This window comes from Streptomyces sp. NPDC044571, assembly GCF_040647115.1.
Classification (GTDB): domain Bacteria; phylum Actinomycetota; class Actinomycetes; order Streptomycetales; family Streptomycetaceae; genus Streptomyces.
This window is the reverse complement of record NZ_JBEZBN010000037.1, coordinates 41,755-61,161: the sequence shown is the minus strand read 5'-3', so window position 1 is coordinate 61,161 and position 19,407 is coordinate 41,755. Positions and strand designations below refer to the sequence as shown.

The 19,407-nt window shown below is 72.3% G+C and carries 20 protein-coding genes; 11 read left to right on the top strand and 9 right to left on the bottom strand.

Annotated elements, in window-relative coordinates; all coding sequences use genetic code 11:
• Positions 1-12 precede the first annotated feature (12 nt).
• Both AB0B01_RS20680 and AB0B01_RS20675 read right to left on the bottom strand, forming a co-directional pair.
• On the bottom strand, positions 13-1,581 hold the full coding sequence (locus AB0B01_RS20680; protein WP_361720836.1) for a hypothetical protein: 1,569 nt from the start codon (positions 1,579-1,581) through the stop codon (positions 13-15).
• Positions 1,582-1,723: 142 nt separating this feature from the next.
• Positions 1,724-1,918: a hypothetical protein gene (locus tag AB0B01_RS20675; RefSeq protein ID WP_361720833.1), complete on the bottom strand. Its 195-nt coding sequence runs from the start codon at positions 1,916-1,918 to the stop codon at positions 1,724-1,726.
• A 205-nt stretch (positions 1,919-2,123) separates the two neighbouring features.
• Here AB0B01_RS20675 and AB0B01_RS20670 point away from each other — a divergent pair, with 205 nt between their 5' ends.
• Complete coding sequence (locus AB0B01_RS20670; RefSeq protein ID WP_361720830.1) at positions 2,124-3,083, top strand: fibronectin type III domain-containing protein; 960 nt, start codon at positions 2,124-2,126, stop codon at positions 3,081-3,083.
• Between the two features lie 83 nt (positions 3,084-3,166).
• A complete protein-coding gene (locus tag AB0B01_RS20665) occupies positions 3,167-5,335 on the top strand; it encodes an NB-ARC domain-containing protein (RefSeq protein ID WP_361720827.1) in 2,169 nt (722 codons plus the stop codon).
• A 144-nt stretch (positions 5,336-5,479) separates the two neighbouring features.
• Here AB0B01_RS20665 and AB0B01_RS20660 read toward each other — a convergent pair whose 3' ends face one another.
• The gene (locus AB0B01_RS20660) at positions 5,480-5,665 is read right to left on the bottom strand and encodes a DUF5999 family protein (protein WP_356851453.1); all 186 of its coding nucleotides are present in this window, start codon (positions 5,663-5,665) and stop codon (positions 5,480-5,482) included.
• Positions 5,666-5,819: 154 nt separating this feature from the next.
• On the opposite strand from AB0B01_RS20660, the gene AB0B01_RS20655 reads away from it, so the two are divergent.
• Together AB0B01_RS20655 and AB0B01_RS20650 are read left to right on the top strand one after the other, a co-directional pair.
• On the top strand, positions 5,820-6,257 hold the full coding sequence (locus AB0B01_RS20655) for an SRPBCC family protein (RefSeq protein ID WP_361720824.1): 438 nt from the start codon (positions 5,820-5,822) through the stop codon (positions 6,255-6,257).
• A 64-nt stretch (positions 6,258-6,321) separates the two neighbouring features.
• Positions 6,322-7,062, top strand: coding sequence for a hypothetical protein (locus tag AB0B01_RS20650; RefSeq protein WP_361720821.1), 741 nt, complete (start codon positions 6,322-6,324; stop codon positions 7,060-7,062).
• A gap of 63 nt (positions 7,063-7,125) precedes the next feature.
• On the opposite strand, the gene AB0B01_RS20645 is transcribed toward AB0B01_RS20650, so the two are convergent.
• On the bottom strand, positions 7,126-8,355 hold the full coding sequence (locus tag AB0B01_RS20645) for an acyl-CoA dehydrogenase family protein (RefSeq protein ID WP_361720818.1): 1,230 nt from the start codon (positions 8,353-8,355) through the stop codon (positions 7,126-7,128).
• A gap of 192 nt (positions 8,356-8,547) precedes the next feature.
• Here AB0B01_RS20645 and AB0B01_RS20640 point away from each other — a divergent pair, with 192 nt between their 5' ends.
• On the top strand, positions 8,548-9,192 hold the full coding sequence (locus AB0B01_RS20640; RefSeq protein ID WP_361720815.1) for a TetR family transcriptional regulator: 645 nt from the start codon (positions 8,548-8,550) through the stop codon (positions 9,190-9,192).
• A gap of 33 nt (positions 9,193-9,225) precedes the next feature.
• Here the strand turns inward: AB0B01_RS20640 and def are convergent, their stop codons facing one another.
• Positions 9,226-9,777, bottom strand: coding sequence for a peptide deformylase (def, locus tag AB0B01_RS20635; RefSeq protein WP_361720812.1), 552 nt, complete (start codon positions 9,775-9,777; stop codon positions 9,226-9,228).
• 123 nt (positions 9,778-9,900) lie between these two features.
• Between def and AB0B01_RS20630 the strand changes: the two genes are divergently transcribed.
• The 6 genes from AB0B01_RS20630 (at position 9,901) to AB0B01_RS20605 (ending at position 15,252) form a co-directional block, all read left to right on the top strand.
• Positions 9,901-11,139, top strand: a complete 1,239-nt coding sequence (locus AB0B01_RS20630) for a MurT ligase domain-containing protein (RefSeq protein ID WP_361720809.1) — start codon at positions 9,901-9,903, stop codon at positions 11,137-11,139.
• A gap of 19 nt (positions 11,140-11,158) precedes the next feature.
• Complete coding sequence (locus AB0B01_RS20625) at positions 11,159-11,887, top strand: glutamine amidotransferase (RefSeq protein ID WP_361720806.1); 729 nt, start codon at positions 11,159-11,161, stop codon at positions 11,885-11,887.
• 191 nt (positions 11,888-12,078) lie between these two features.
• Positions 12,079-13,104: a 6-phosphofructokinase gene (locus AB0B01_RS20620; protein WP_361720803.1), complete on the top strand. Its 1,026-nt coding sequence runs from the start codon at positions 12,079-12,081 to the stop codon at positions 13,102-13,104.
• A 114-nt stretch (positions 13,105-13,218) separates the two neighbouring features.
• A complete protein-coding gene (locus AB0B01_RS20615) occupies positions 13,219-14,181 on the top strand; it encodes a cytochrome c oxidase assembly protein (protein ID WP_361720800.1) in 963 nt (320 codons plus the stop codon).
• A 32-nt stretch (positions 14,182-14,213) separates the two neighbouring features.
• The gene (locus AB0B01_RS20610; RefSeq protein ID WP_361720797.1) at positions 14,214-14,372 is read left to right on the top strand and encodes a hypothetical protein; all 159 of its coding nucleotides are present in this window, start codon (positions 14,214-14,216) and stop codon (positions 14,370-14,372) included.
• A 169-nt stretch (positions 14,373-14,541) separates the two neighbouring features.
• Positions 14,542-15,252 carry a lysophospholipid acyltransferase family protein gene (locus AB0B01_RS20605; protein WP_361720794.1) on the top strand — a complete coding sequence of 237 codons (711 nt, stop codon included), beginning with the start codon at positions 14,542-14,544 and terminating at the stop codon, positions 15,250-15,252.
• Between the two features lie 33 nt (positions 15,253-15,285).
• Here the strand turns inward: AB0B01_RS20605 and AB0B01_RS20600 are convergent, their stop codons facing one another.
• From AB0B01_RS20600 to AB0B01_RS20585, 4 genes are all read right to left on the bottom strand, one after another.
• Positions 15,286-16,986, bottom strand: coding sequence for an alpha/beta hydrolase (locus AB0B01_RS20600; protein WP_361720791.1), 1,701 nt, complete (start codon positions 16,984-16,986; stop codon positions 15,286-15,288).
• 192 nt (positions 16,987-17,178) lie between these two features.
• Positions 17,179-17,925: an urease accessory protein UreD gene (locus tag AB0B01_RS20595; protein ID WP_361720872.1), complete on the bottom strand. Its 747-nt coding sequence runs from the start codon at positions 17,923-17,925 to the stop codon at positions 17,179-17,181.
• Between the two features lie 92 nt (positions 17,926-18,017).
• Positions 18,018-18,713 (bottom strand): urease accessory protein UreG, encoded by a 696-nt coding sequence (gene ureG / locus AB0B01_RS20590; RefSeq protein WP_361720788.1) that lies wholly within the window; start codon positions 18,711-18,713, stop codon positions 18,018-18,020.
• Positions 18,714-18,731: 18 nt separating this feature from the next.
• Positions 18,732-19,406: an urease accessory UreF family protein gene (locus tag AB0B01_RS20585; protein WP_361720785.1), complete on the bottom strand. Its 675-nt coding sequence runs from the start codon at positions 19,404-19,406 to the stop codon at positions 18,732-18,734.
• Between the last annotated feature and the right edge of the window lies 1 nt (position 19,407).

Here is a 19,407-nt window from a genome sequence, read left to right as displayed (position 1 = left end):
CGACCTGCTCCGTCAGCCGCCGTCGCGGACCGCGACGATGCCGTTGAAGACCCCGACGTACGCGGTGCCGTCGGGGCCGAGGGTGATCGGCGCCCAGTTGTTGTCGTACAGCGGCCCCGTGCCGGTGAGCTGCCGCCAGCGGCGCTCACCGGTGCGGAAGTCCACGGCGGTGAGGTACCAGGCGTCGATGCCCCAGGCGTTGGGCTCCTTCTCGTAGAAGTACAGCAGGCCGTTCCCGGTGGAGAGCTTCGGTACGACCGAGGGCGAGCGGACGGCGCTCTGCCACACGGTGTCGCAGCCGCTGCCGTCGGTCCGGACGTCGATGCGGCTGACGCCGCCGACGACGGACTTGCCGAGCAGCAGGCTCGTGGGGTTCTCGTAGCCGTAGTTGTTCTCGACGACGATGCTGTTGCCCCAGGTGATCAGCGAGTTGTCGGTGGTCGAGGCACCGGAGCCGAAGACCGGGACCTTGCAGACCAGCCGCTGGTCGGCGGGCACGTCCACGCCCCGGCGGTAGACCAGGACGTTCATCCGGTCGTCCGCATTGTCGGTGATGGCCACGTAGCCGTCGCCGAACAGGTCGGGGGTGGTGCCCGAACCCTGGTTCACGGAGCCGGGCTTGGTCCCGGTACCGCGGTCGTACGTCTGGCGCCACTGCACTTCGGGGGTGCCGTCGGCGGCGGCACGGAAGCTGTAGAGGGCGTGGTCGCTCACGATGGACACGCCGTCCTCCGCGACCGAGAAGGAGTTCTGGATCTCCTCACCCTCCAGCCGGACGGAGCGGATCCGCGAGGTCGCCGGGTCCACCGTGCCGACGCGGCCCTGCCGGGTGACCCACCAGATGCGGCCGGTCCAGTCGGGCATCACGGAGGTGACCGGGTCGCAGGTACCGCTGGGCCACAGGTTGGTCCAGCTGACACAGTCGTGCGGCACCTGCGCGGTGAGGTCCCAGTCGTCGTCGACGGCGAACTTCCAGCTGCCGTCCGGGTTCCGGCTGTGCGAGAGGCGCAGGATGTGCCGGCGGGAGTCGGCCAGCACCGCGCGGTCGCGGTCGTCCAGGTAGAAGTAGGCGCCGCCCGAGGTGTCCTTGAAGATCTTGGAGAAGTCGAGGGAGGTGATGGCCTCGACCGTCGAGGAGCGCTGCGGGAGCTGGTACTCCGCGAGCGTCGCGAGCGTACCGGGTTCGAGCAGCTTGACCTTGAATCCGGAGAAGGTGCCGCACACCGTGACCAGGCGTCCGGCCGCGTCGAAGGTGGCGGTGGCGCACTCACCGCCGAGGGCGGCGATCTTCTCGCTCTTCACCTGCGGGTTCCTGCCGAGCGGGCCGGACCAGGGCGAGGTGGCGCTGCCGGCCGCGTCGGAGTGCATGCCGCTGCGGCCGTTGGGAGCGAGGAAGGGGTGCTGCGGCGGGGCCTGGCCCGGCAGCGGGGCGGCGGCCGCGACGCTGCCGTCGTAGTGGCTGATCAGGCGGTGGCCCGGAGCCTTGGGTATCTCCTCGGCCTGGGCGGGGGAGATCCCGTACATCGCCGTGAAGACGACCAGAGCAGGGAACACGGCGCAGTTCAGCGCTCTTCGGAACATCCGGAGTTCCTCTTTCTCATCAGGCGTGTTGACAGTGCGTATGACATCGCGCCGCCGCCAGACGCTAGATCGCACGGCCTGAGGAGTCCATGGAAGCGCCGGATGATTCATGAAGGCGCAACAGTCGATCAAGCCCGCCGGATCAGGGCCTGAGGCTGGAGACGGCTTGGGCGGTGGCCGAGAGACCGTCGTGGATGGTCCCCGCCATGCTGCTGCTCGCGAGGTGGAAGCCGAGCAGCACGCAGACGAGGGCGTGCGAGAACTTGAGGCCGCCGCTGCGCAGGAAGATCCATGCGAGGACGAGGAGCAGAACGATCACCGAGAGTGAGATCACCATCGAAACCTCCTGGGAGCGGCGCCCATGGTGGCGCACGAGGGGCCGCTTCCGGGCGAAAGCCGTGTCCGCCGAACGGGTGTTGACCGTCCGTGACGGGTGAGCGGTGCTTGACGCGCCGCGACGGCAGGGGTCTTGCCGGGGCGCCGACCGGCGTGCCATATATGTCTAGACCTTTACGAGGGAGCGGAAGCGAGGAGGTTTTGCCGTGCGCCGGACCGCCCTCGCGCTCGCCCTGCCGCCGGCCGCCGCGGTCCTCGTCCTCGCCGGCTGCACCGCGTCCGACACCACGCCCCCGCCGGCCCCCGCCGGGGTCACCGCGCAGGCCGGCAGCGCCACTTCGGTGCACGTGATGTGGCAGGATCCCGCCGCGGCCGACGGCGTCCGCAACTACCAGGTCTTCCAGGCCGGCCGGCTGGTACGGGAACTCCCCGCCGACAAGACGATGGTGGACGTCACGGGCCTCACCCCGCAGACCGCGTACGCCTTCACCGTCCGGGCGCGGGACGGCGCCGGGAACACCTCCGCGCCGAGCGCCGCGGCCCGGGCCACCACCCCGGCCGCCCGGGCCGAGGACCACCGGGCCCCCACCGCGCCGGCCCGCACCACGGGCCGCCCGGACGGCCCCCGGTCCGCCACCCTCTCGTGGACCGCGGCCACCGACGACACCGCCGTGACGGCCTACGACATCTACCAGGGGGGCATCCGGATCCACACGGCCGGCCCCGGCGAGACGGCCGCCACCCTGACCGGCCTCCAGCCGGACACCGCCTACACCTTCACCGTCCGGGCCCGGGACGGCGCGGACAACTCCTCCCCCGACGGCCCCGCGGTGGACCTGACGACCCCGCCCTCCGACGGCCAGGGGCCCGGAACCGCCCCCACCGGCTTCTCCGCGGCCGCCTCCCCCGGCGCCGTCACCCTGACCTGGACCGCCCCGGACACCGGCCGTGCGACCACCGCTTACGAACTCCACGTCAACGGACGGCCCGTCACCGTCATCCAGTTCGGCGCCGGCGCCGTTCCCCCGCCCGGCGGCACGGTGGAGCACCGGCTCACGGTGGCCGAGCCGGCCGGAACGGTGTGGGTCCTCAGGCTCCGCGCCCGGCTGCCCGACGGGAACTGGGGCGCCTTCAGCGCCGATCGGCGGATCGTACTCGCCGGCTGAGGAGCGCGCCGGTCGTTCCGGGGAGGTGACAGCGATCCGATCGAAGGGCACTGCCGGCAAAGAAGATCACGCACAATACATCCGTGTTCGGTGAGTACTCGTTCAACAAACAACAGGCGGACGGCCCAGACGGGCCGGACGGCGCGCCGTCGGCGGACTCGGCGGAGGCCGCGGACGCCGCAGAGGGCGGGGCCGACCCCGATTCCGTCTCCCCGGCAGGCCCGGGGAGGGCTGCGGGAGAGTTGCCGCCGGAGACGCCGGGCTTCTTCGGGCGGGAGAACGAACTGGCCGAACTGCACTGCCTGTTGCGGAACCGCAGGCTGATCACGCTCACCGGTGTGGGGGGCGTCGGCAAGTCCCGCCTCGCGCTGCGCGCCGTATCCGACGCCGAACAGGCGCGGCCCGACGGAATCTGGTGGGTGGACCTCTCCCCGCTGCGCGACCCCGCCCTGCTCACCACGACCGTCGCCCACGCCGTCGGACTCGCCGACCATTCCGCGCGCCCGCTCGACGAGGAGCTGTGCGCGTGGATGGCCGACAAGGAACTGCTCCTCGTCCTCGACACCTGCGAGCACCTGGTCGCCGCCTGCCGCCACCTGGCCGGCGAACTCCTGCAGTCGGCACCCGGACTGACGGTACTGGTCACCTCCCGGGAACCGCTCGACAGCCCCTGCGAGAAGGTCCTGCCCATCTGCCCGCTGCCCTGTGAGGGGCCCGACAGCGACGCCCTCGCCCTGTTCCGGGCCCGCGCCCTGGCGGCGACCCCGCAGGCCGCCGCCTCCTTCGACGAACCCCGGCGGGCCCGGATCGCCGCCGAGGTGTGCCGGCGGCTCGACGGGATTCCGCTCGCCCTCGAACTGGCCGGTGCCCGCCTGCGGTTGTGGAGCCTGGAACAGCTCGCCGAGCGGCTCGGCGCGCGCTTCGACGTTCTCTCCGACTCCGCGGCCGTGCTGCAACCCCGGCACCGGACGATGCGGACCGCGATCGGCTGGAGCCACGAGCTGTGCGAGCCGGTGGAGCGGCTGCTGTGGGCCCGGTTGTCGGTGTTCACCGGGGACTTCGACGTCGCGGCGGCCAGGGCGGTGTGCGCGGGCGGCCCGCTGCCCGCCTCAAGGGTGGAGCGGGTGCTCGCGGGCCTGGTCGCCAAGTCGGTCGTCCGGCGCTCCGAGGAGCGGGGGGCCGGGACCCGCTACCGGATGCTGGACACGATCCGCGAGTACGGCCACGACTGGCTGACCGAACTCGGGGAGGCCCCCGTGGTGGCCGACCGGCACGCCCACTGGTACGCCGCGCTCTGCGAGGCCGCCGACCGGGGCTGGCTGGGACCGGGCCAGCTGGACTGGTACCGCAGGATGAGCGCCGACCACGCGCAGCTGCGCACGGCGCTGGAGCACCTCCTCGGCACCGACCCCGTGGCCGCCCTGGAGATGGCCGGGGCCCTGTGGTTCTTCTGGTTCTCGTGCGGGCACGTGCACGAGGGCCGCGGCTTCCTGGAACGGGCCCTGCGCACGGCCCCGCCCACGGGAGCCGCGTACACCCAGGGACTGTGGGCGCTGGGGCTGACCGCCCTGCTCCAGGGCGAAATGGACACGGCACGGCGGTTGGGCGAGGAGTGCACTCGGGCGGCGGCCCGGCTGGCGGACCCGGAGCCGGAGCTGCGGGCTGCATATCTGCACGCGGTGTCGGTGCTGATGCCGGGCGACCCGGTGCGCGCACTGGAGCTGGCTGGGCCCCCGGCCCGGGCCGGGCACGGCGGCCGCACCGACGGCGTCGGCCGGCTGCTGTGCCGCCTGGCCACCGGCTACGCCCTGTGCGACCTCCAGCGGTACGAGGAAGCCGCCGAGGAGGCCCATGGCCTGCGCGAGGCCTGCACGGAACTCGGCGAACGCTGGCTGCGGGCCTACGCGGACTACATCCTGGCCGTGGCCGCCCTGGGACTGGGACACCACGGGGAGGCGGCCCGGCACGTACGGGCCATGCTGTCCGGCAAACGCATGCTCGGCGACCGCTTCGGCATCGCGCTCGGGCTCGACCTGCTGGCGGCAGCGGTCGCGGCCCTGGGCGACGGCGAACTGGCGGCGCGTCTCCTGGGCGCCGGGCACGCCTGGTGGCGCACCGTCGGGCGGCCGCAGATGGGCTCACCCTCACTGACGGCCCTGCGGGACCAGGGCGAGCGCCAGGCCCGCGCGGCGATCGGGGACGCGGCCTACGAGGCCGCGTTCCGGGGCGGCACGACGGCGTCCACCGGCTGACCGGCAGCCGGTGGACGGCAGATCCGCGTCGGCTCCCGTCAGTACGGGAGGGTTCTGCCCGACGGGGTGCGCAGGTCCAGGTCTCGGGGGGCGGGCTTGGGGACGGGTTTGCGGATCAGCTGCTGGCGCATGCGGCCTCCTCGCTCAGACCAGGGCAGGGCGGCGGGGTTCCACCGCACGGCCGTCGGGGAGCAGCTCACCGGTGTCGTCGAAGATCACCAGGCCGTTGCAGAGCAGGCTCCAGCCCTGCTCGGGGTGGAAGGCCACGGTGCGGGCGGCGTCGTGATCGGCGCTGTCAGCGGACGGGCAGGGGGGCTCGTGAGAGCACATGCGCACCTCCTCGCAAAGTGGGGCGGGAGGGCCGGTGGTCACCCGGTCGACTCCGCGATCCACGATGGCGGTGAGTATTACTGATCGCCGCCCCCGGACGGAACCCATATTCGAGGTCCAGTTCAGGGTGTGTATGCCCGCTTACCATGCGCTCATGCCCGCTGTTCGGATCGTTCACCGCACCCACCTCACGCCGGCCGAGGCATGGCTGCGGCTGACGGACTGGGAACGCCACGGCGCGCAGGTCCCGCTCACCCGGACGGTGATCGAAACGGCGTCGCCCACGCATGTCGGAACGCGGTTCACGGCACGCACCGGCGTGGGCAGGATCACCTTCGAGGACCCCATGGAGGTCGTCGTCTGGCAGCCGCCCGCCGCCGGGTCCGCGGGGCGGGTCCGGCTCGTCAAGCACGGGCGGGTGGTTCTGGGCTGGGCGGAGATCGAGGTCCGCCCGCTCCCGTCGGGCGGCAGCGAGGTCCAGTGGCGCGAGGAGGTGCGCGTACGGGGGCTGGGGCGGACCTTCGACCCGGTGCTCGCGGCGGCCGCCCGGCTCCTCTTCGGGCGGGCCCTCGCCCGCCTGCTGGCCGGCTGACCGTCCGGGCTAGGGTCTCGGTGATCACCGCGGCGGTGATCACCACGAGACCGAGGAGAACCCCGTGGCCACTCCGCCACCGCAGCACGGCGCCGGCCCGTACCCGCCGTACACCGCGCAGCAAGGCGCCCCGTACGCCGTCCCGCAGCAGCCGCCGGCCCCGTACGGGCCGTACCAGGGTGCCCCCGGCCCGTACCCCGCGCCGACCGGGTACGGCTGCCGCCTGTGCGGGGCGCAGCCGGCCGCTGCCGCTACCGTGCGGGGCCACCAGGGCCTGATCGTGCTGATGCGGTTCCTGAGCCTGCAGGGGCCGTTCTGCCGCGACTGCGGGCTCGCCACCTACCGCCGGATGTCCGGGGACACGCTGTGGCAGGGCTGGTGGGGTCCGCTGTCGTTCTTCATCACCCCGGTCACCCTGCTGGTGAACCTCGGCCCGCGCGCGAGCTTCCGCAGGCTCGCTCCCCCGACGGGCGGCTTCCGGCCCGCGATGGACCCCGGCAAGCCGCTGTGGCGCCGTCCTGCGGCGCTCCTCTTCCTCGTGCCGGTGGCGCTGTTCCTCTTGGCCGTGCCCACGCTGATCCTGATCGGCCTCGCGGCCGGCGACGACAAGCCGGTGACGCTGCGGACCGGGCAGTGCGTACGCAACGAGGGCGACTGGAACGACCAGAAGCTGCTCGTCACCGACTGCGGTTCGCCGAACGCCGAGTACCGGGTCCACTCGTACCCGTGCGACGAAGGGTTCATCGCCGACCTGAAGTACAGCGCGGACGGCAGCCACCACAGCTGCCTGACCCCGCTCCGCTAGCGGGTACGGCGGCGCCCCGGACCCGCACGGTGTCCGGGGCGCCCCCCGTCGTACGGCCCCGCGCTAGCGGATCGGCATGTCGGAGATCGTCCGCGCGATCACCAGCCGCTGGATCTCGCTCGTGCCCTCGAAGATGGTGTAGATGGCGCTGTCGCGGTGCATGCGCTCGACCGGGTACTCGCGGGTGAAGCCGTTCCCGCCGAGGATCTGGACCGCCTGGGCGGTGACCTTCTTGGCCACCTCGCTGGCGAAGAGCTTCGACATCGAGCCCTCCGCCGAGGTGAACGGCTTGCCCGCGACCGCCATCCAGGACGCCCGCCACACCAGCAGCCGGGCCGCGTCGATCTGGGTGCGCATGTCGGCGAGCTGGAAGGCCACGCCCTGGTTGTCGATGATCGGCCGGCCGAACTGGGTCCGGGTCTTCGCGTAGTCGAGGGCGACCTCGTACGCCGCGCGCGCGGTGCCGACCGCCATGGCGCCGACCGCGGGCCGGGAAGCCTCGAAGGTGGCCATGGCGGCGTTCTTCACGCGCTCGCCGCCGCCCGCCTTCGCCCGCTCGCGGGCCCGGGCGAGCCGCTCGTCCAGCTTGTCCTTGCCGCCGAGCAGGCAGGAGCCGGGCACGCGGACGTCCTCCAGGACCACCTCGGCGGTGTGCGAGGCGCGGATGCCGTGCTTCTTGAACTTCTGCCCCTGGGACAGGCCCGGGGTGTTCGGGGGCACGATGAAGGAGGCGTGACCCTTGGTGCCGAGGTCGGGGTCGACGACGGCCACCACGATGTGGACGTTGGCGATGCCGCCGTTGGTCGCCCAGGTCTTGGTGCCGTTCAGCACCCATTCGTCCTTGGCCTGGTCGTAGACCGCGCGCGTGCGCATCGAGCCGACGTCGGAGCCGGCGTCGGGCTCGGAAGAGCAGAAGGCCGCGACCTTGACGTCCGTCGCGTCCCCGTACATCTGCGGGATCCAGGTGCCGATCTGCTCCTCGGTGCCGTTGGCGACGACGCCGATCGCGGCGAGCCCGGTGCCGACGATCGACAGGGCGATGCCCGCGTCACCCCAGAACAGCTCCTCCATCGCCATCGGGATGCCGAGGCCGGTCGGGTCGAAGAACTGCTGCGCGTAGAAGTCGAGGGAGTAGATGCCGACCTTGGCGGCCTCCTGGATGACGGGCCATGGAGTCTCCTCACGCTCGTCCCATTCCGCGGCCGCGGGGCGGATCACGTCGGCCGCGAAGCCGTGGATCCAGTCCCGGACCTGCTTCTGGTCGTCATTGAGCTCCATGGTGAACTCCGCCATGTCCCCTCCACCTGTTGCATACAAGGGCACGTTACCAACAGTAACCCCTACGGTGACCACAGTCTGTTACCGGTGAGTAGCAAGTGTCAAGCCGGGTCCTCGGGGGGCAGCCGATTCGTTCGGCCGGGTGTGCGGGGTGTTACGTTGCGTGGGCGTCACGCACCATCGCAAGGGCGGGGAGAGAAACACGTCATGGAGACCACTCAGCAGGCCGGCGAAGCGGGAGCGGCCGACCGCCGCCGGCGGGAACTGCTCGAAGCGGCCGACCGGGTCGTGCTCAGGGACGGCCCCAAGGCCTCGATGAACGCCATCGCGGCGGAGGCGGGCATCACGAAGCCCATCCTCTACCGGCACTTCGGCGACAAGGCGGGGCTCTACCAGGCCCTCGCCGTCCGGCACACCGACGCCCTGCTCGACTCGCTGCGGGCCGCGCTCGACGCCCCGGCCGAACGCCGCAGCCGGGTGGAGTCCACCCTCGACACCTACCTCGCCGCCATCGAGGCCCGCCCGCAGGTCTACCGGTTCCTGATGCACCCGGCCGAGGACTCGCACACCGCCGAGCGCGGCTTCGACGTGGGGCTGCACTCGGCCCCGCTGCTGCGCAGGCTGGGCGAGGAGCTCGCGAAGGTGATCAGCGAGCGGGTGGACCTGGGCCCCGCCGGGGAACGCCTCGCCCGCGTCTGGGGACACGGCATCGTCGGCATGATGCACGCGGCCGGCGACTGGTGGCTCGGTGAACGTCCCTGCGAGCGCGCGGAACTGGTGGCAGGCCTGACGGACCTGCTGTGGGGCCGCCTGGCCACCGCGGGCAACCGCGTGGACGGCCCGGGCTTCTGAGGGCCGCGGGGTCCCCCCGCCGCCCCGGCCGGCTCAGCCCCGCCGGGCGCCGCCCCAGGGAGCCCGGCGGATCGCCCTGCGCAGACGCCGGGCGCGCAGCCCCGCGACCCGGTCCGCGTAGACGGTGCCGTCGAGGTGATCGCACTCGTGCTGGAGGCAGCGGGCGAAGAACCCGGTGCCGGTGACGCGTACGGGCGCGCCGTCGGACGTGACCCCCTCGACGACCGCGCGGTCGAAGCGGACCGTGCCCGCCTCCAGGCCGGGCAGCGACAGACAGCCCTCGGGGCCGCGGAACTCGTCCCCGTCGGCCGCCACCAGCCGCGGGTTGACGATGTGCCCGACGTGGCGGACGTCCTCGTCGTCGGGGCAGTCGTAGACGAACACGCGCTGCCCGACGCCGATCTGGTTCGCGGCGAGCCCGACGCCGTCGGCCGCGTACATCGTGGCGAACATGTCCTCGATGAGCCGGTCGAGAGCCGGGCCGAAATCGGTGACCTCCGCGCACACCGAGTGGAGCACCGGATCGCCCAGGAGGCTCATGGTGCGGACGAGGCCGGTGGTACCGGGGATGAGGCGCTGTCGCATGGCCGTAAGCCTACGACGGGCGAATATATGAGGAGATCTGCGGCGGCCCTGGGGCGCCGCGGTCAAGGCCCCGGCCGGTACTGGATAGGCTGGGGCCGACCGACGCAAGGAGGACAAGGGACGATGGCAGGCAACACGGAGCCGCTTTCGCCGCGGGCCAAGCTGGCCGTGACGGCGGGCAAGGCCGCGGCGGCGGTGTCGCGGGCCGCGGGACGCGGAAGCGGATCGGTGATCGGTGGCAAGGTCGCACTCAAACTCGACCCCGATCTCCTCGGCGCGCTGGCGCAGCATCTCGACGTCGTCCTCGTCTCCGCGACGAACGGCAAGACCACGACCACCCGCCTGATCGCGGAGGCCCTGCGGGCCAGCGGCCCGGTCGTCTCCAACGCCCTCGGCGCCAACATGCCGGCCGGCATCACCTCCGCACTCGCGGGCGGCTCGGACGCCAAGTACGGCGTCATCGAGGTCGACGAGAAGTACCTCGCCGGGGTGGCCCGGGACGTCACCCCCAAGGTGATCGCCCTGCTGAACCTCTCCCGCGACCAGCTGGACCGCGCCGCCGAGACCCGCATGCTGGCGGAGAAGTGGCGCGAGGGCCTCCAGGGCTCCAAGGCCGTCATCGTCGCGAACTGCGACGACCCGCTGATCGTGTGGTCGGCCTCCTCCTCGCAGAACGTGGTGTGGGTCGCCGCCGGCCAGGAGTGGAAGGACGACGCCTGGTCGTGCCCCTCCTGCGGCGGCGTCATGCAGCGCCCCGGCGAGGACTGGTTCTGCGGCGAGTGCGGCTTCCGACGCCCGACCCCGAGCTGGGTCCTCTCCGGCGACCACGTGCTGGACCCGCACGGCAGCGCCTGGCCGATCCACCTGCAGCTGCCCGGCCGCGCCAACAAGGCGAACGCCGCGACCTCGGCCGCCGTGGCCGCCGTCTTCGGCGTCCCGCCGCAGGTCGCGCTGGAGCGGATGTACCAGGTGCAGGCCGTCGCCGGCCGCTACGACGTCGTCACCTTCCAGGGCCGTGAGCTGCGCCTGCTGCTCGCGAAGAACCCCGCGGGCTGGCTCGAAACGTTTTCGCTGATCGACCCGCCGCCGACCCCGGTGATCCTGTCGGTGAACGCCCGCGGAGCCGACGGCACCGACACCTCCTGGCTGTGGGACGTGGACTACCCGCGCCTCGCCGGCCACCCGATCTTCGTGATCGGCGACCGCAAGCTGGACCTGGCCGTCCGCCTGGAAGTCGCCGGACTGGACTTCCGGGTGTGCGAGACCCTCGACGAGGCCGTGCAGCTGGCGCCGCCCGGGCAGATCGAGCTGATCGCCAACTACACCGCCTTCCAGGACGTGCGCCGCCGCGTCGGCAACTAGAACCCTCAAGGACAAAAGCATGAGCGACAACAGCCTGCGTCTGGTGTGGGTCTACCCGGACCTGCTGAGCACGTACGGAGACCAGGGCAACGCCCTCGTGGTGGAGCGCCGGGCGCGCCAGCGCGGCCTGGACGTGCAGCGCGTGGACGTGCGCAGCGACCAGCCCATCCCCACCTCGGGCGACATCTACCTGATCGGCGGCGGTGAGGACCGGCCGCAGCGGCTCGCCGCGGAGCGGCTGCTGCGCGACGGCGGTCTGGAGCGGGCCGTCTCGAACGGGGCGATCGTCTTCTCCGTCTGCGCCGGCTACCAGATCCTCGGCAACGAGTTCGTCAACGACATGGGCGAGCGTCAGCAGGGCCTGGGCCTGCTGGACGTCGTCACCGTGCGCGGCGAGGGCGAGCGGTGCGTCGGCGACGTGCTCGCCGACATCGACCCGCAGCTGGGCCTGCCGCAGCTGACGGGCTTCGAGAACCACCAGGGCGTCACGCACCTCGGCCCGACGGCGAAGCCGTTCGCCCGCACCCGTCTGGGCCGTGGCAACGGCACCGGCGACGGTACCGAGGGCGCGTACAACGACACGGTCTTCGGCACCTACATGCACGGACCCGTGATGGCCCGCAACCCGCAGATCGCGGACCTGCTGCTGAAGCTGGCCCTCGACGTGAACGCGCTGCCGCCCATCGACGACCGGTGGTACGAGGCGCTGCGCGCCGAGCGCATCTCGGCGGCGACGCAGCCGGCGTAACCTCCGCGCAGCCGTGCGTTCGGCCCGGATTCCCCAGGGGATCCGGGCCGACGTGCGTTCGCACGAACGGATCCGACCAGCATGTGGAGGATGGTTCAGTCCGGTGCGGATCCGCTTGTAGGGTGGCGGGTAGTTCCAACCGGACGACGTGGTCCGGTCGTCGGCCCACGTTGCAAAGGTCTCTTCCTGCCATGCGCATAGGTGTGCTCACTTCCGGCGGCGACTGCCCCGGCCTCAATGCCGTCATCCGCTCGGTCGTGCACCGCTCCGTCGTCGACCACGGCGACGAGGTCATCGGCTTCCACGACGGCTGGCGGGGCCTGCTGGAGTGCGACTACCGCAAGCTCGACCTGGACGCCGTGAGCGGCATCCTGGCGCGCGGCGGCACCATCCTCGGCTCCTCCCGTGTCCAGCCCGCCCATCTGCGCGACGGTGTGGAGCGCGCCCGCGGCCACGTCGCCGACCTCGGCCTGGACGCCATCATCCCGATCGGCGGCGAGGGCACCCTGAAGGCCGCGAACCTGCTCTCGCAGGCCGGTCTGCCGATCGTCGGGGTGCCGAAGACCATCGACAACGACATCGCCTCGACGGACGTCACCTTCGGCTTCGACACGGCCGTCGGGGTGGCCACCGAGGCCCTGGACCGGCTGAAGACCACCGCCGAGTCCCACCAGCGGGTGATGGTCGTCGAGGTCATGGGCCGCCACACCGGCTGGATCGCCCTGCACTCGGGCATGGCGGCCGGCGCGCACGCCATCGTGGTGCCGGAGCGCCCCTTCGACATCGAGGAGCTGACGGCGATCGTCGGCGAGCGCTTCTCCGCCGGCAAGCGGTTCGCGATCGTCGTGGTGGCCGAGGGGGCCAAGCCCCGGGCGGGCTCGATGGACTTCCAGGAGGGGGGCACCGACCAGTACGGACACGAGCGCTTCGCCGGGATCGGCAACCTGCTCGCGGTCGAACTGGAACGCCGCCTCGGCAAGGAGGCCCGCCCGGTGATCCTGGGCCACGTCCAGCGCGGCGGCACCCCGACCGCGTACGACCGGGTGCTCGCCACCCGCTTCGGCTGGCACGCGGTCGAGGCCGCCCACCGCGGCGAGTTCGGGATGCTGACCGCCCTGCGCGGCACCGACATCGAGATGGTGCCGCTGGCCGACGCCGTACAGACGCTGAAGACGGTCCCGGCGGAGCGCTACGACGAGGCGCAGAACGTTCTGTGACGTATCTGATGCATCCCCCCTTCTTCGTCACACGCTGAGGGGCGCCCCCGGACGCGGTCCCGTCCGGGGGCGGCACTACTGTGGTGGGGCACCACAGGTCAAGGGAGTGGACAGATGGATCACAGCGGTCACGGCATGGACATGAACATGGACATGGACCTGCCGCCGTTCACTCTTGGGCGCGGGCTGGAGTTCTCCTTCGACGCCTTCTTCCTGGTCGGTTCGCTGCTGGGCCTCGGGCTGTACCTGTGGGGTGTGGCGCGGCTGCGCCGGCGCGGGGACGCCTGGTCGGCGGGCCGGACCATCGCCTTCACCACCGGTGTGCTGAGCGTGGCCCTGATGATGTGCACCAAGCTGAACGACTACGGCATGGTCATGTTCAGCGTGCACATGGTCCAGCACATGGTGATCAGCATGCTCTCCCCCATCCTCCTGCTGCTCGGCGCACCGGTGACGCTGGCGCTGCGTGCGCTGCCGCCCGCCGCGCGGGGGGTGAAGGGGCCGCGCGAGCTGCTGCTGATGCTGCTGCACAGCCGCTACATGAAGGTGGTCACCCACCCCGTCTTCACGATCCCGTTGTTCATCGCCAGCCTGTACGCCCTGTACTTCACGCCGATCTTCGACTTCCTCATGGAGAGCAAGGTCGGCCACATCGGGATGATGGTGCACTTCCTCGCCGTCGGCCTGGTCTTCTTCTGGCCGATCATGGGCGTGGACCCGGGTCCGCACCGCCCCGGCTACGTGATGCGGATGCTGGAGCTCTTCGCCGGCATGCCCTTCCACGCCTTCTTCGGCATCGCCCTGATGATGGCGAGCCAGCCGATGATCAAGACGTACGCCAACCCGCCCGCCTCGCTCGGGGTCGACCCGCTGCTCGACCAGCAGTGGGGCGGCGGCATCGCCTGGGCGTTCAGCGAGATCCCCTCGGTGCTGGTGCTGATCGCACTGGTCTACCAGTGGTACCACTCGGAGCAGCGGGCGGCGAAGCGCGCCGACCGGGCCGCGGACCGCGACGGCGACCAGGAGCTGGAGGCGTACAACTCGTATCTGGCCTCGCTCCAGGCGCGTGGCCAGTAGCGCCGGAGCACCTTCGCGCGCCACCATGGGGCATGACCGGATCCGTTAAGGCGATGGCCGTCATGACCTTCGCCGCCCTGGTGGCCGTCGCCACGTACTCGGTGGCCCTCGGCAGCAACGGCTGGCTGTGGTTCGGCTGGGTGGTGCTGGGGCTCCTCACCGCCGGGATGGCGGCCTCCCGCAACACCTGACCCACCGGCCCCGCCGACCCGCGCCCGTCCGCGACGGGCGACGCGTCCGCTCGTCCTCTCGCCGTGCCCGTGCGGCGCCTCCCGGCCGATCGGCTTCTGGTTCTCCATGCCCATCCGGCACCGGGTGCGCCACACTGACGTGACCGCGAGGTGAAAGGACCGTGCCCAGGTGTTCTACCACTTGCTCAAGCATGTGCTGCTCGGCCCGCTGCTGCGGCTGCTGTTCCGGCCCAGGATCGAGGGGCTGGAGAACATCCCGTCCGAGGGGGCCGCGATCGTCGCGGGGAACCACCTGTCCTTCTCCGACCACTTCCTGATGCCCGCGATCCTCAAACGGCGGATCACCTTCCTCGCGAAGGCCGAGTACTTCACCGGCCCGGGACTGAAGGGGCGGCTGACCGCCTTCTTCTTCCGCAGCGCCGGGCAGATCCCGGTGGACCGCTCCGGGCGGGACGCCGGCCAGGCCGCGCTCCGCGAGGGCCTCGGGGTGCTGGCCAAGGGCGAGCTGCTGGGCATCTACCCGGAGGGCACCCGCTCGCACGACGGGCGGCTCTACAAGGGCAAGGTGGGGGTGGCCGCGATGGCGCTGGGGGCCGGGGTGCCGGTCATCCCGTGCGCGATGGTCGGCACCTTCGAGATCCAGCCGCCCGGGCAGAAGATCCCCAACATCCGGCGGGTGACGATCCGCTTCGGCCGACCGCTGGACTTCTCGCGGTACGCCGGACTGGAGGGCGAGCGGGCGGTCCTGCGGGCCGTCACTGACGAGATCATGTACGCGGTCCTCGAACTGTCCGGCCAGGAGTACGTCGACCGGTACGCCGCCGAGGTGAAGGCCGAGGAGGAGCAAGCGCGGAAGAAGGCCCGGCGCCGGATGCGCTGAGCCTTCTCCCGTACTGCTCCCTGCGGTTACTGCCTACTGCTTCTGCCCGAGCTCAGCCGAGTACGGCCGGGCCTGGCGCATGGCCGGCAGCTCCTCCTGCGCCGGGAAGGCGGACGCCGGAGCCTCGGCGAGCGCCTTGGCGGCGGCCGGGGCCGGGGCGACCGGAGCGGCGTGCGGGCCGCACGTCACGTCCTTCGCGTCGACCTTGCCGGTCAGCAGGTAGCTGTCCACGCGCGTGTTGATGCAGGGGTTCACCAGGCTGGTGACACCGTGCGAGCCGGCGTTCTGCTCGGTGATCAGACGCGAGCCGGCGAGGCGGCGGTGCAGCTCGACGCCACCCTCGTACGGCGTGGCGGCGTCGCGCTCGGACTGGACGATCAGGACCGGCGGCAGGCCGTGCTGGGCGCCGACCTCGATGGGCTTGCTCTGCTTGGACTTCCAGGTCGCGCAGGGCAGGTTCATCCAGGCGTTGGACCAGGTCAGGAACGGGTACTGCTGGTGCAGCTTGCTGTTGTCCCGGTCCCACTTGGCCCAGCTGGTCGGCCACTTGGCGTCGGCGCACTCAACCGCGGTGTACACCGCGTTGCCGTTCTCGGAGGCGACGTTGCCCGCGATGTCGGACATGTCCGGGGCGGTCGCATCGATCAGCGGCTTCTCGTCACCGGCGGCCCAGGCGCTGAACGCCGTGGCGACCGGCACCCACGAGGAGTCGTAGTACGGGGCACCCTGGAAGAAGCCGATCAGCTCCGCCGGACCGGCGACCCCGCCGAGCGGCTTGGCCTTGGCCTGGGCACGCAGCTGCTGCCACTTCGCCTCGACCTTGGCGCGGGTGTCGCCGAGGTGGAAGGAGGCGTCGTTCTTGGCGACCCAGTCCTGCCAGTCGTTCCAGCGCTTCTGGAAGGCGACGTCCTGCTCCAGGTTGGCCTGGTACCAGATGTTGTCCTGCTCCGGGTTGACCACGCTGTCCACGATCATGCGGCGCACGTGGGTCGGGAACAGGGTGGCGTAGACGCCGCCCAGGTAGGTGCCGTAGGAGACGCCGAGGTAGTTCAGCTTCTTCTCGCCGAGGGCGGCGCGGATGACGTCCAGGTCACGCGCGATGTTCGGCGTGGTCATGTACGGCAGCATCTCGCCGCTGCGCTCCTTGCAGCCGTCCGCGTACTCCGCGGCGAGCTTGCGCTGGGCGCTCTTGTCGGCCTCGGTGTCCGGGACCGGGTCCGCCTTCGGGGCCTTGACGAACTCCTGCGGGTCGATGCAGGAGATGGGCGCCGAGTGGCCGACACCGCGGGGGTCGAAGCCCACGAAGTCGTACGCCTTGGAGGTGTTGACCCACAGCGGGGACTTGGTGGTGACCCGGCGCGGGAAGCGCATGCCGGAGCCGCCCGGACCGCCCGGGTTGTAGATGAGCGCGCCCTGGCGCTCCTCCTTGGTGCCCGTGCTGACCGCACGGTCGAGCGCGAGTTCGATGGTCTTGCCGAACGGCTTGGCGTAGTCGAGCGGGACCTTGACCCAACCGCACTGGATCGGGGCCGCGAAGCCCCAGTCGGCGGGACAGTCCTTCCACTCGATCCCGGTGCGCGCGGCCCGGGCGGCGGCGAGCTGGACGCCCAGCGCCTCCGGAACCCCGTTGTCGCGGGTGGTCGCCGCCGCGGCCGGAGGGGCCAGCAGCAGACCAGCGGACAGCGCGCCGGTGATCAGAGTGGCAGCGCTCCCCAGCGCTGCTTTGCGTATCACGTGGTTGTTCCCCCTGCATCAGACTCGGCCGGGAGCGGCCGAGTTCAGTCGGGTTCGGTCGATGGTGCAGGTGGATCCTTCCGTCTGACCTACACCTGACAACAGAGCTCGGTCGTGTTCTTTGCCAACCCGATAACCGGAAAGGTGTGTACCGCTGAGCGGTGTCGGATTCGTCCCAGGTTTACTGTGCGATCACCAGCCGTACGTGCGACACGCCGCATCGAGTAGTTCCCGTAGCCGAAGGGCGTCGGGGGCCAGCGCCGTCACCAGCACCGCGGGACCGGCCAACGGAGTGACGGCGGCGAACTCCCCGAGCACCGCGGCGGCGGGCGGGGCCCCGGTGAACCGCGGGTCCACGAACAGGACCTGACCGAGCGCCCGGTGGCCGGCCAGCCCCGCCGGACCGTCCCAGCCGGCGGGCGCGCCCGGCCCGCAGGAGAGCTCCTGGTCCAGCAGCGGACGCCCGCCCCGGGTGACGGTCAGTCGGCTGCGCAGCAGGCCAGGGCCCTCCCCGGTGCGCCCCAGCACCTGCTCCTCGCGCAGCAGCAGCCGGGAGGTGGGGGCGAGTTCGGCGCGGGTGCGGACCCACAGGTCGCTGCCGCGGACGGAGACGAGCGGTTCCGGCAGCCACCGCACCGCCGCCTCCTCGGCCAGGCTCAGGTGTACGTCGTACCGCGCGGGCTCACCGCCGCGGCCGGGCAGCGCCAGCGTCGCCGCCGCCGAGGCCAGGGCGAGCCGCGCCCCCGGACCGGCGGTGGCCTCGACCCGGAGGTGGTCCCCGCCGAGCGGTGCGCTCATCGCGCCGACCAGCATGACGCCGGCCTCGTCGGCCGCGCCGCGGGTGCGGCGTAGCGCGAGGGGCCCCTCCCCGGCCAGCAGGGGCAGCGCGGTGCCGCCCCGGCCGTCGGCCACCGCCCCGATCCGGGCCGTGGCCCGCAGGCCGCGCGGAGCCGGGGCGGGGTGGGCGGCCGGGAGATCGGTGGAGAGGTCGGCGGGGTCTGCGGCCGGAGCGGCGGCCGGGGGCGCGCTGGTCACCGTACGGCCCAGGCGGCGATCCGCTCACGCACCCATGCGGCGACGGGGGCCACTCCCTCGGCGCCGCGCAGGGACTGGAAGACGACGGGGAGTCCACGGCGCTGCTCGGCGGCGTCGCGGGCCATCCGGTCGAGGTCGGAGCCCACGTGGGGGGCGAGGTCCGTCTTGTTGACGACCAGCAGGTCGGCGGTGGTGACGCCGGGGCCGCCCTTGCGCGGGATGTCGTCTCCGCCGGCCACGTCGATGACGAAGATCTGGGCGTCGACGAGCCCGCGGGAGAAGGTGGCGGTGAGGTTGTCCCCGCCGGACTCGACGAGGACCAGGTCGAGCGGGCTGTGCTCCCGGAAGGCGTCCTCCAGCTCCTCCACTGCTTCCAGGTTGGCGGAGATGTCGTCGCGGATGGCCGTGTGCGGGCAGGCCCCCGTCTCCACGGCGGCGATCCGCTCGGGCGGCAGCACGGCCTCGCGCAGCAGGAACTCGGCGTCCTCGCGGGTGTAGATGTCGTTGGTGACGACGGCCATGGACAGTTCGGCCCGCAGGGCGCGGCAGAGCGCGGCGACGGTGGCCGTCTTGCCGGAGCCGACGGGGCCGCCGAGTCCGATGCGCAGGGCGCGGCGCGAGCCGTCGGCCCGAAGCGGCGCGGCGCTGTGGGTGTGGCGCCGGGGGTAGGTCACACCGTGGTCGAGGTGCATGGTTCTCCTTGGGTGGGGTCAGGAGGCGAAGAGCCGTACGGGCCACTCGGCGTGGACCTGCGCCGAGATGTCCAGCAGCGGCGAGGAGGCGGCGGGCAGGGCGTCCAGGCCCTCGTGGCGGGCCAGCAGGGCGGCGCCCGCGGCCTGACCGGACACGGCGTCGAGTTCGGGGGCGAGCCCCGCCAGGACCCCGCTGGCCTCGAACGGGTCCAGGCCCAGCAGCCGGACGGTCGCGGTGGCGGGACCGCTGACGCTCTCGTACGCCGCGACGTGCGCGGCGTCCAGCGGCCCGAGCCCTGCGGCCCGGGCCGTGATGCCGAGGACGACGGGCTGGTGGGCCCCGCGCGGGAAGGCGGCGGCCAGCGCGTCCAGTTCGGCGGCGGGCCAGGTGGCCCGGGCAGCCCGCAGCAGCTGCCGGCCCAGCCGCCGCGCGGCGGTGCGCAGCGCGGGCGAGGGGGTGCGGGCGTCGGCGAAGGCGTCGAGCTCCGCCGGGTCGAGGCCGTGGGCGGCGGCCGCGGCGAGGCCGGCGGCGACCAGCCCCGCGGTGTGCAGGCGTCCCCGGCAGAACTCCGCGAGCGTGGCGGCGTCCCGGATCCGGCCCGCCTTGCAGGCGGCCTCCGCCCCGCCGGAGTGGGCGTGGCCGCCGGCGGGGAAGCGTCCGTCGGCGAGGACGAGCAGGGTGGCGAGGCTCATC

Bases quoted from the DNA above. Each gene is read 5' to 3' on its own strand.
- AB0B01_RS20585 (WP_361720785.1), bottom strand. From the start codon at position 19,406: ATGAGCCTCGCCACCCTGCTCGTCCTCGCCGACGGACGCTTCCCCGCC.
- AB0B01_RS20675 (WP_361720833.1), bottom strand. From the start codon at position 1,918: ATGGTGATCTCACTCTCGGTGATCGTTCTGCTCCTCGTCCTCGCATGG.
- AB0B01_RS20615 (WP_361720800.1), top strand. From the start codon at position 13,219: ATGGATCACAGCGGTCACGGCATGGACATGAACATGGACATGGACCTG.
- AB0B01_RS20655 (WP_361720824.1), top strand. From the start codon at position 5,820: ATGCCCGCTGTTCGGATCGTTCACCGCACCCACCTCACGCCGGCCGAG.
- AB0B01_RS20625 (WP_361720806.1), top strand. From the start codon at position 11,159: ATGAGCGACAACAGCCTGCGTCTGGTGTGGGTCTACCCGGACCTGCTG.
- def (WP_361720812.1), bottom strand. From the start codon at position 9,777: ATGCGACAGCGCCTCATCCCCGGTACCACCGGCCTCGTCCGCACCATG.
- ureG (WP_361720788.1), bottom strand. From the start codon at position 18,713: ATGCACCTCGACCACGGTGTGACCTACCCCCGGCGCCACACCCACAGC.
- AB0B01_RS20660 (WP_356851453.1), bottom strand. From the start codon at position 5,665: ATGTGCTCTCACGAGCCCCCCTGCCCGTCCGCTGACAGCGCCGATCAC.
- AB0B01_RS20640 (WP_361720815.1), top strand. From the start codon at position 8,548: ATGGAGACCACTCAGCAGGCCGGCGAAGCGGGAGCGGCCGACCGCCGC.
- AB0B01_RS20610 (WP_361720797.1), top strand. From the start codon at position 14,214: ATGACCGGATCCGTTAAGGCGATGGCCGTCATGACCTTCGCCGCCCTG.
- AB0B01_RS20680 (WP_361720836.1), bottom strand. From the start codon at position 1,581: ATGTTCCGAAGAGCGCTGAACTGCGCCGTGTTCCCTGCTCTGGTCGTC.
- AB0B01_RS20630 (WP_361720809.1), top strand. From the start codon at position 9,901: ATGGCAGGCAACACGGAGCCGCTTTCGCCGCGGGCCAAGCTGGCCGTG.
- AB0B01_RS20620 (WP_361720803.1), top strand. From the start codon at position 12,079: ATGCGCATAGGTGTGCTCACTTCCGGCGGCGACTGCCCCGGCCTCAAT.
- AB0B01_RS20645 (WP_361720818.1), bottom strand. From the start codon at position 8,355: ATGGCGGAGTTCACCATGGAGCTCAATGACGACCAGAAGCAGGTCCGG.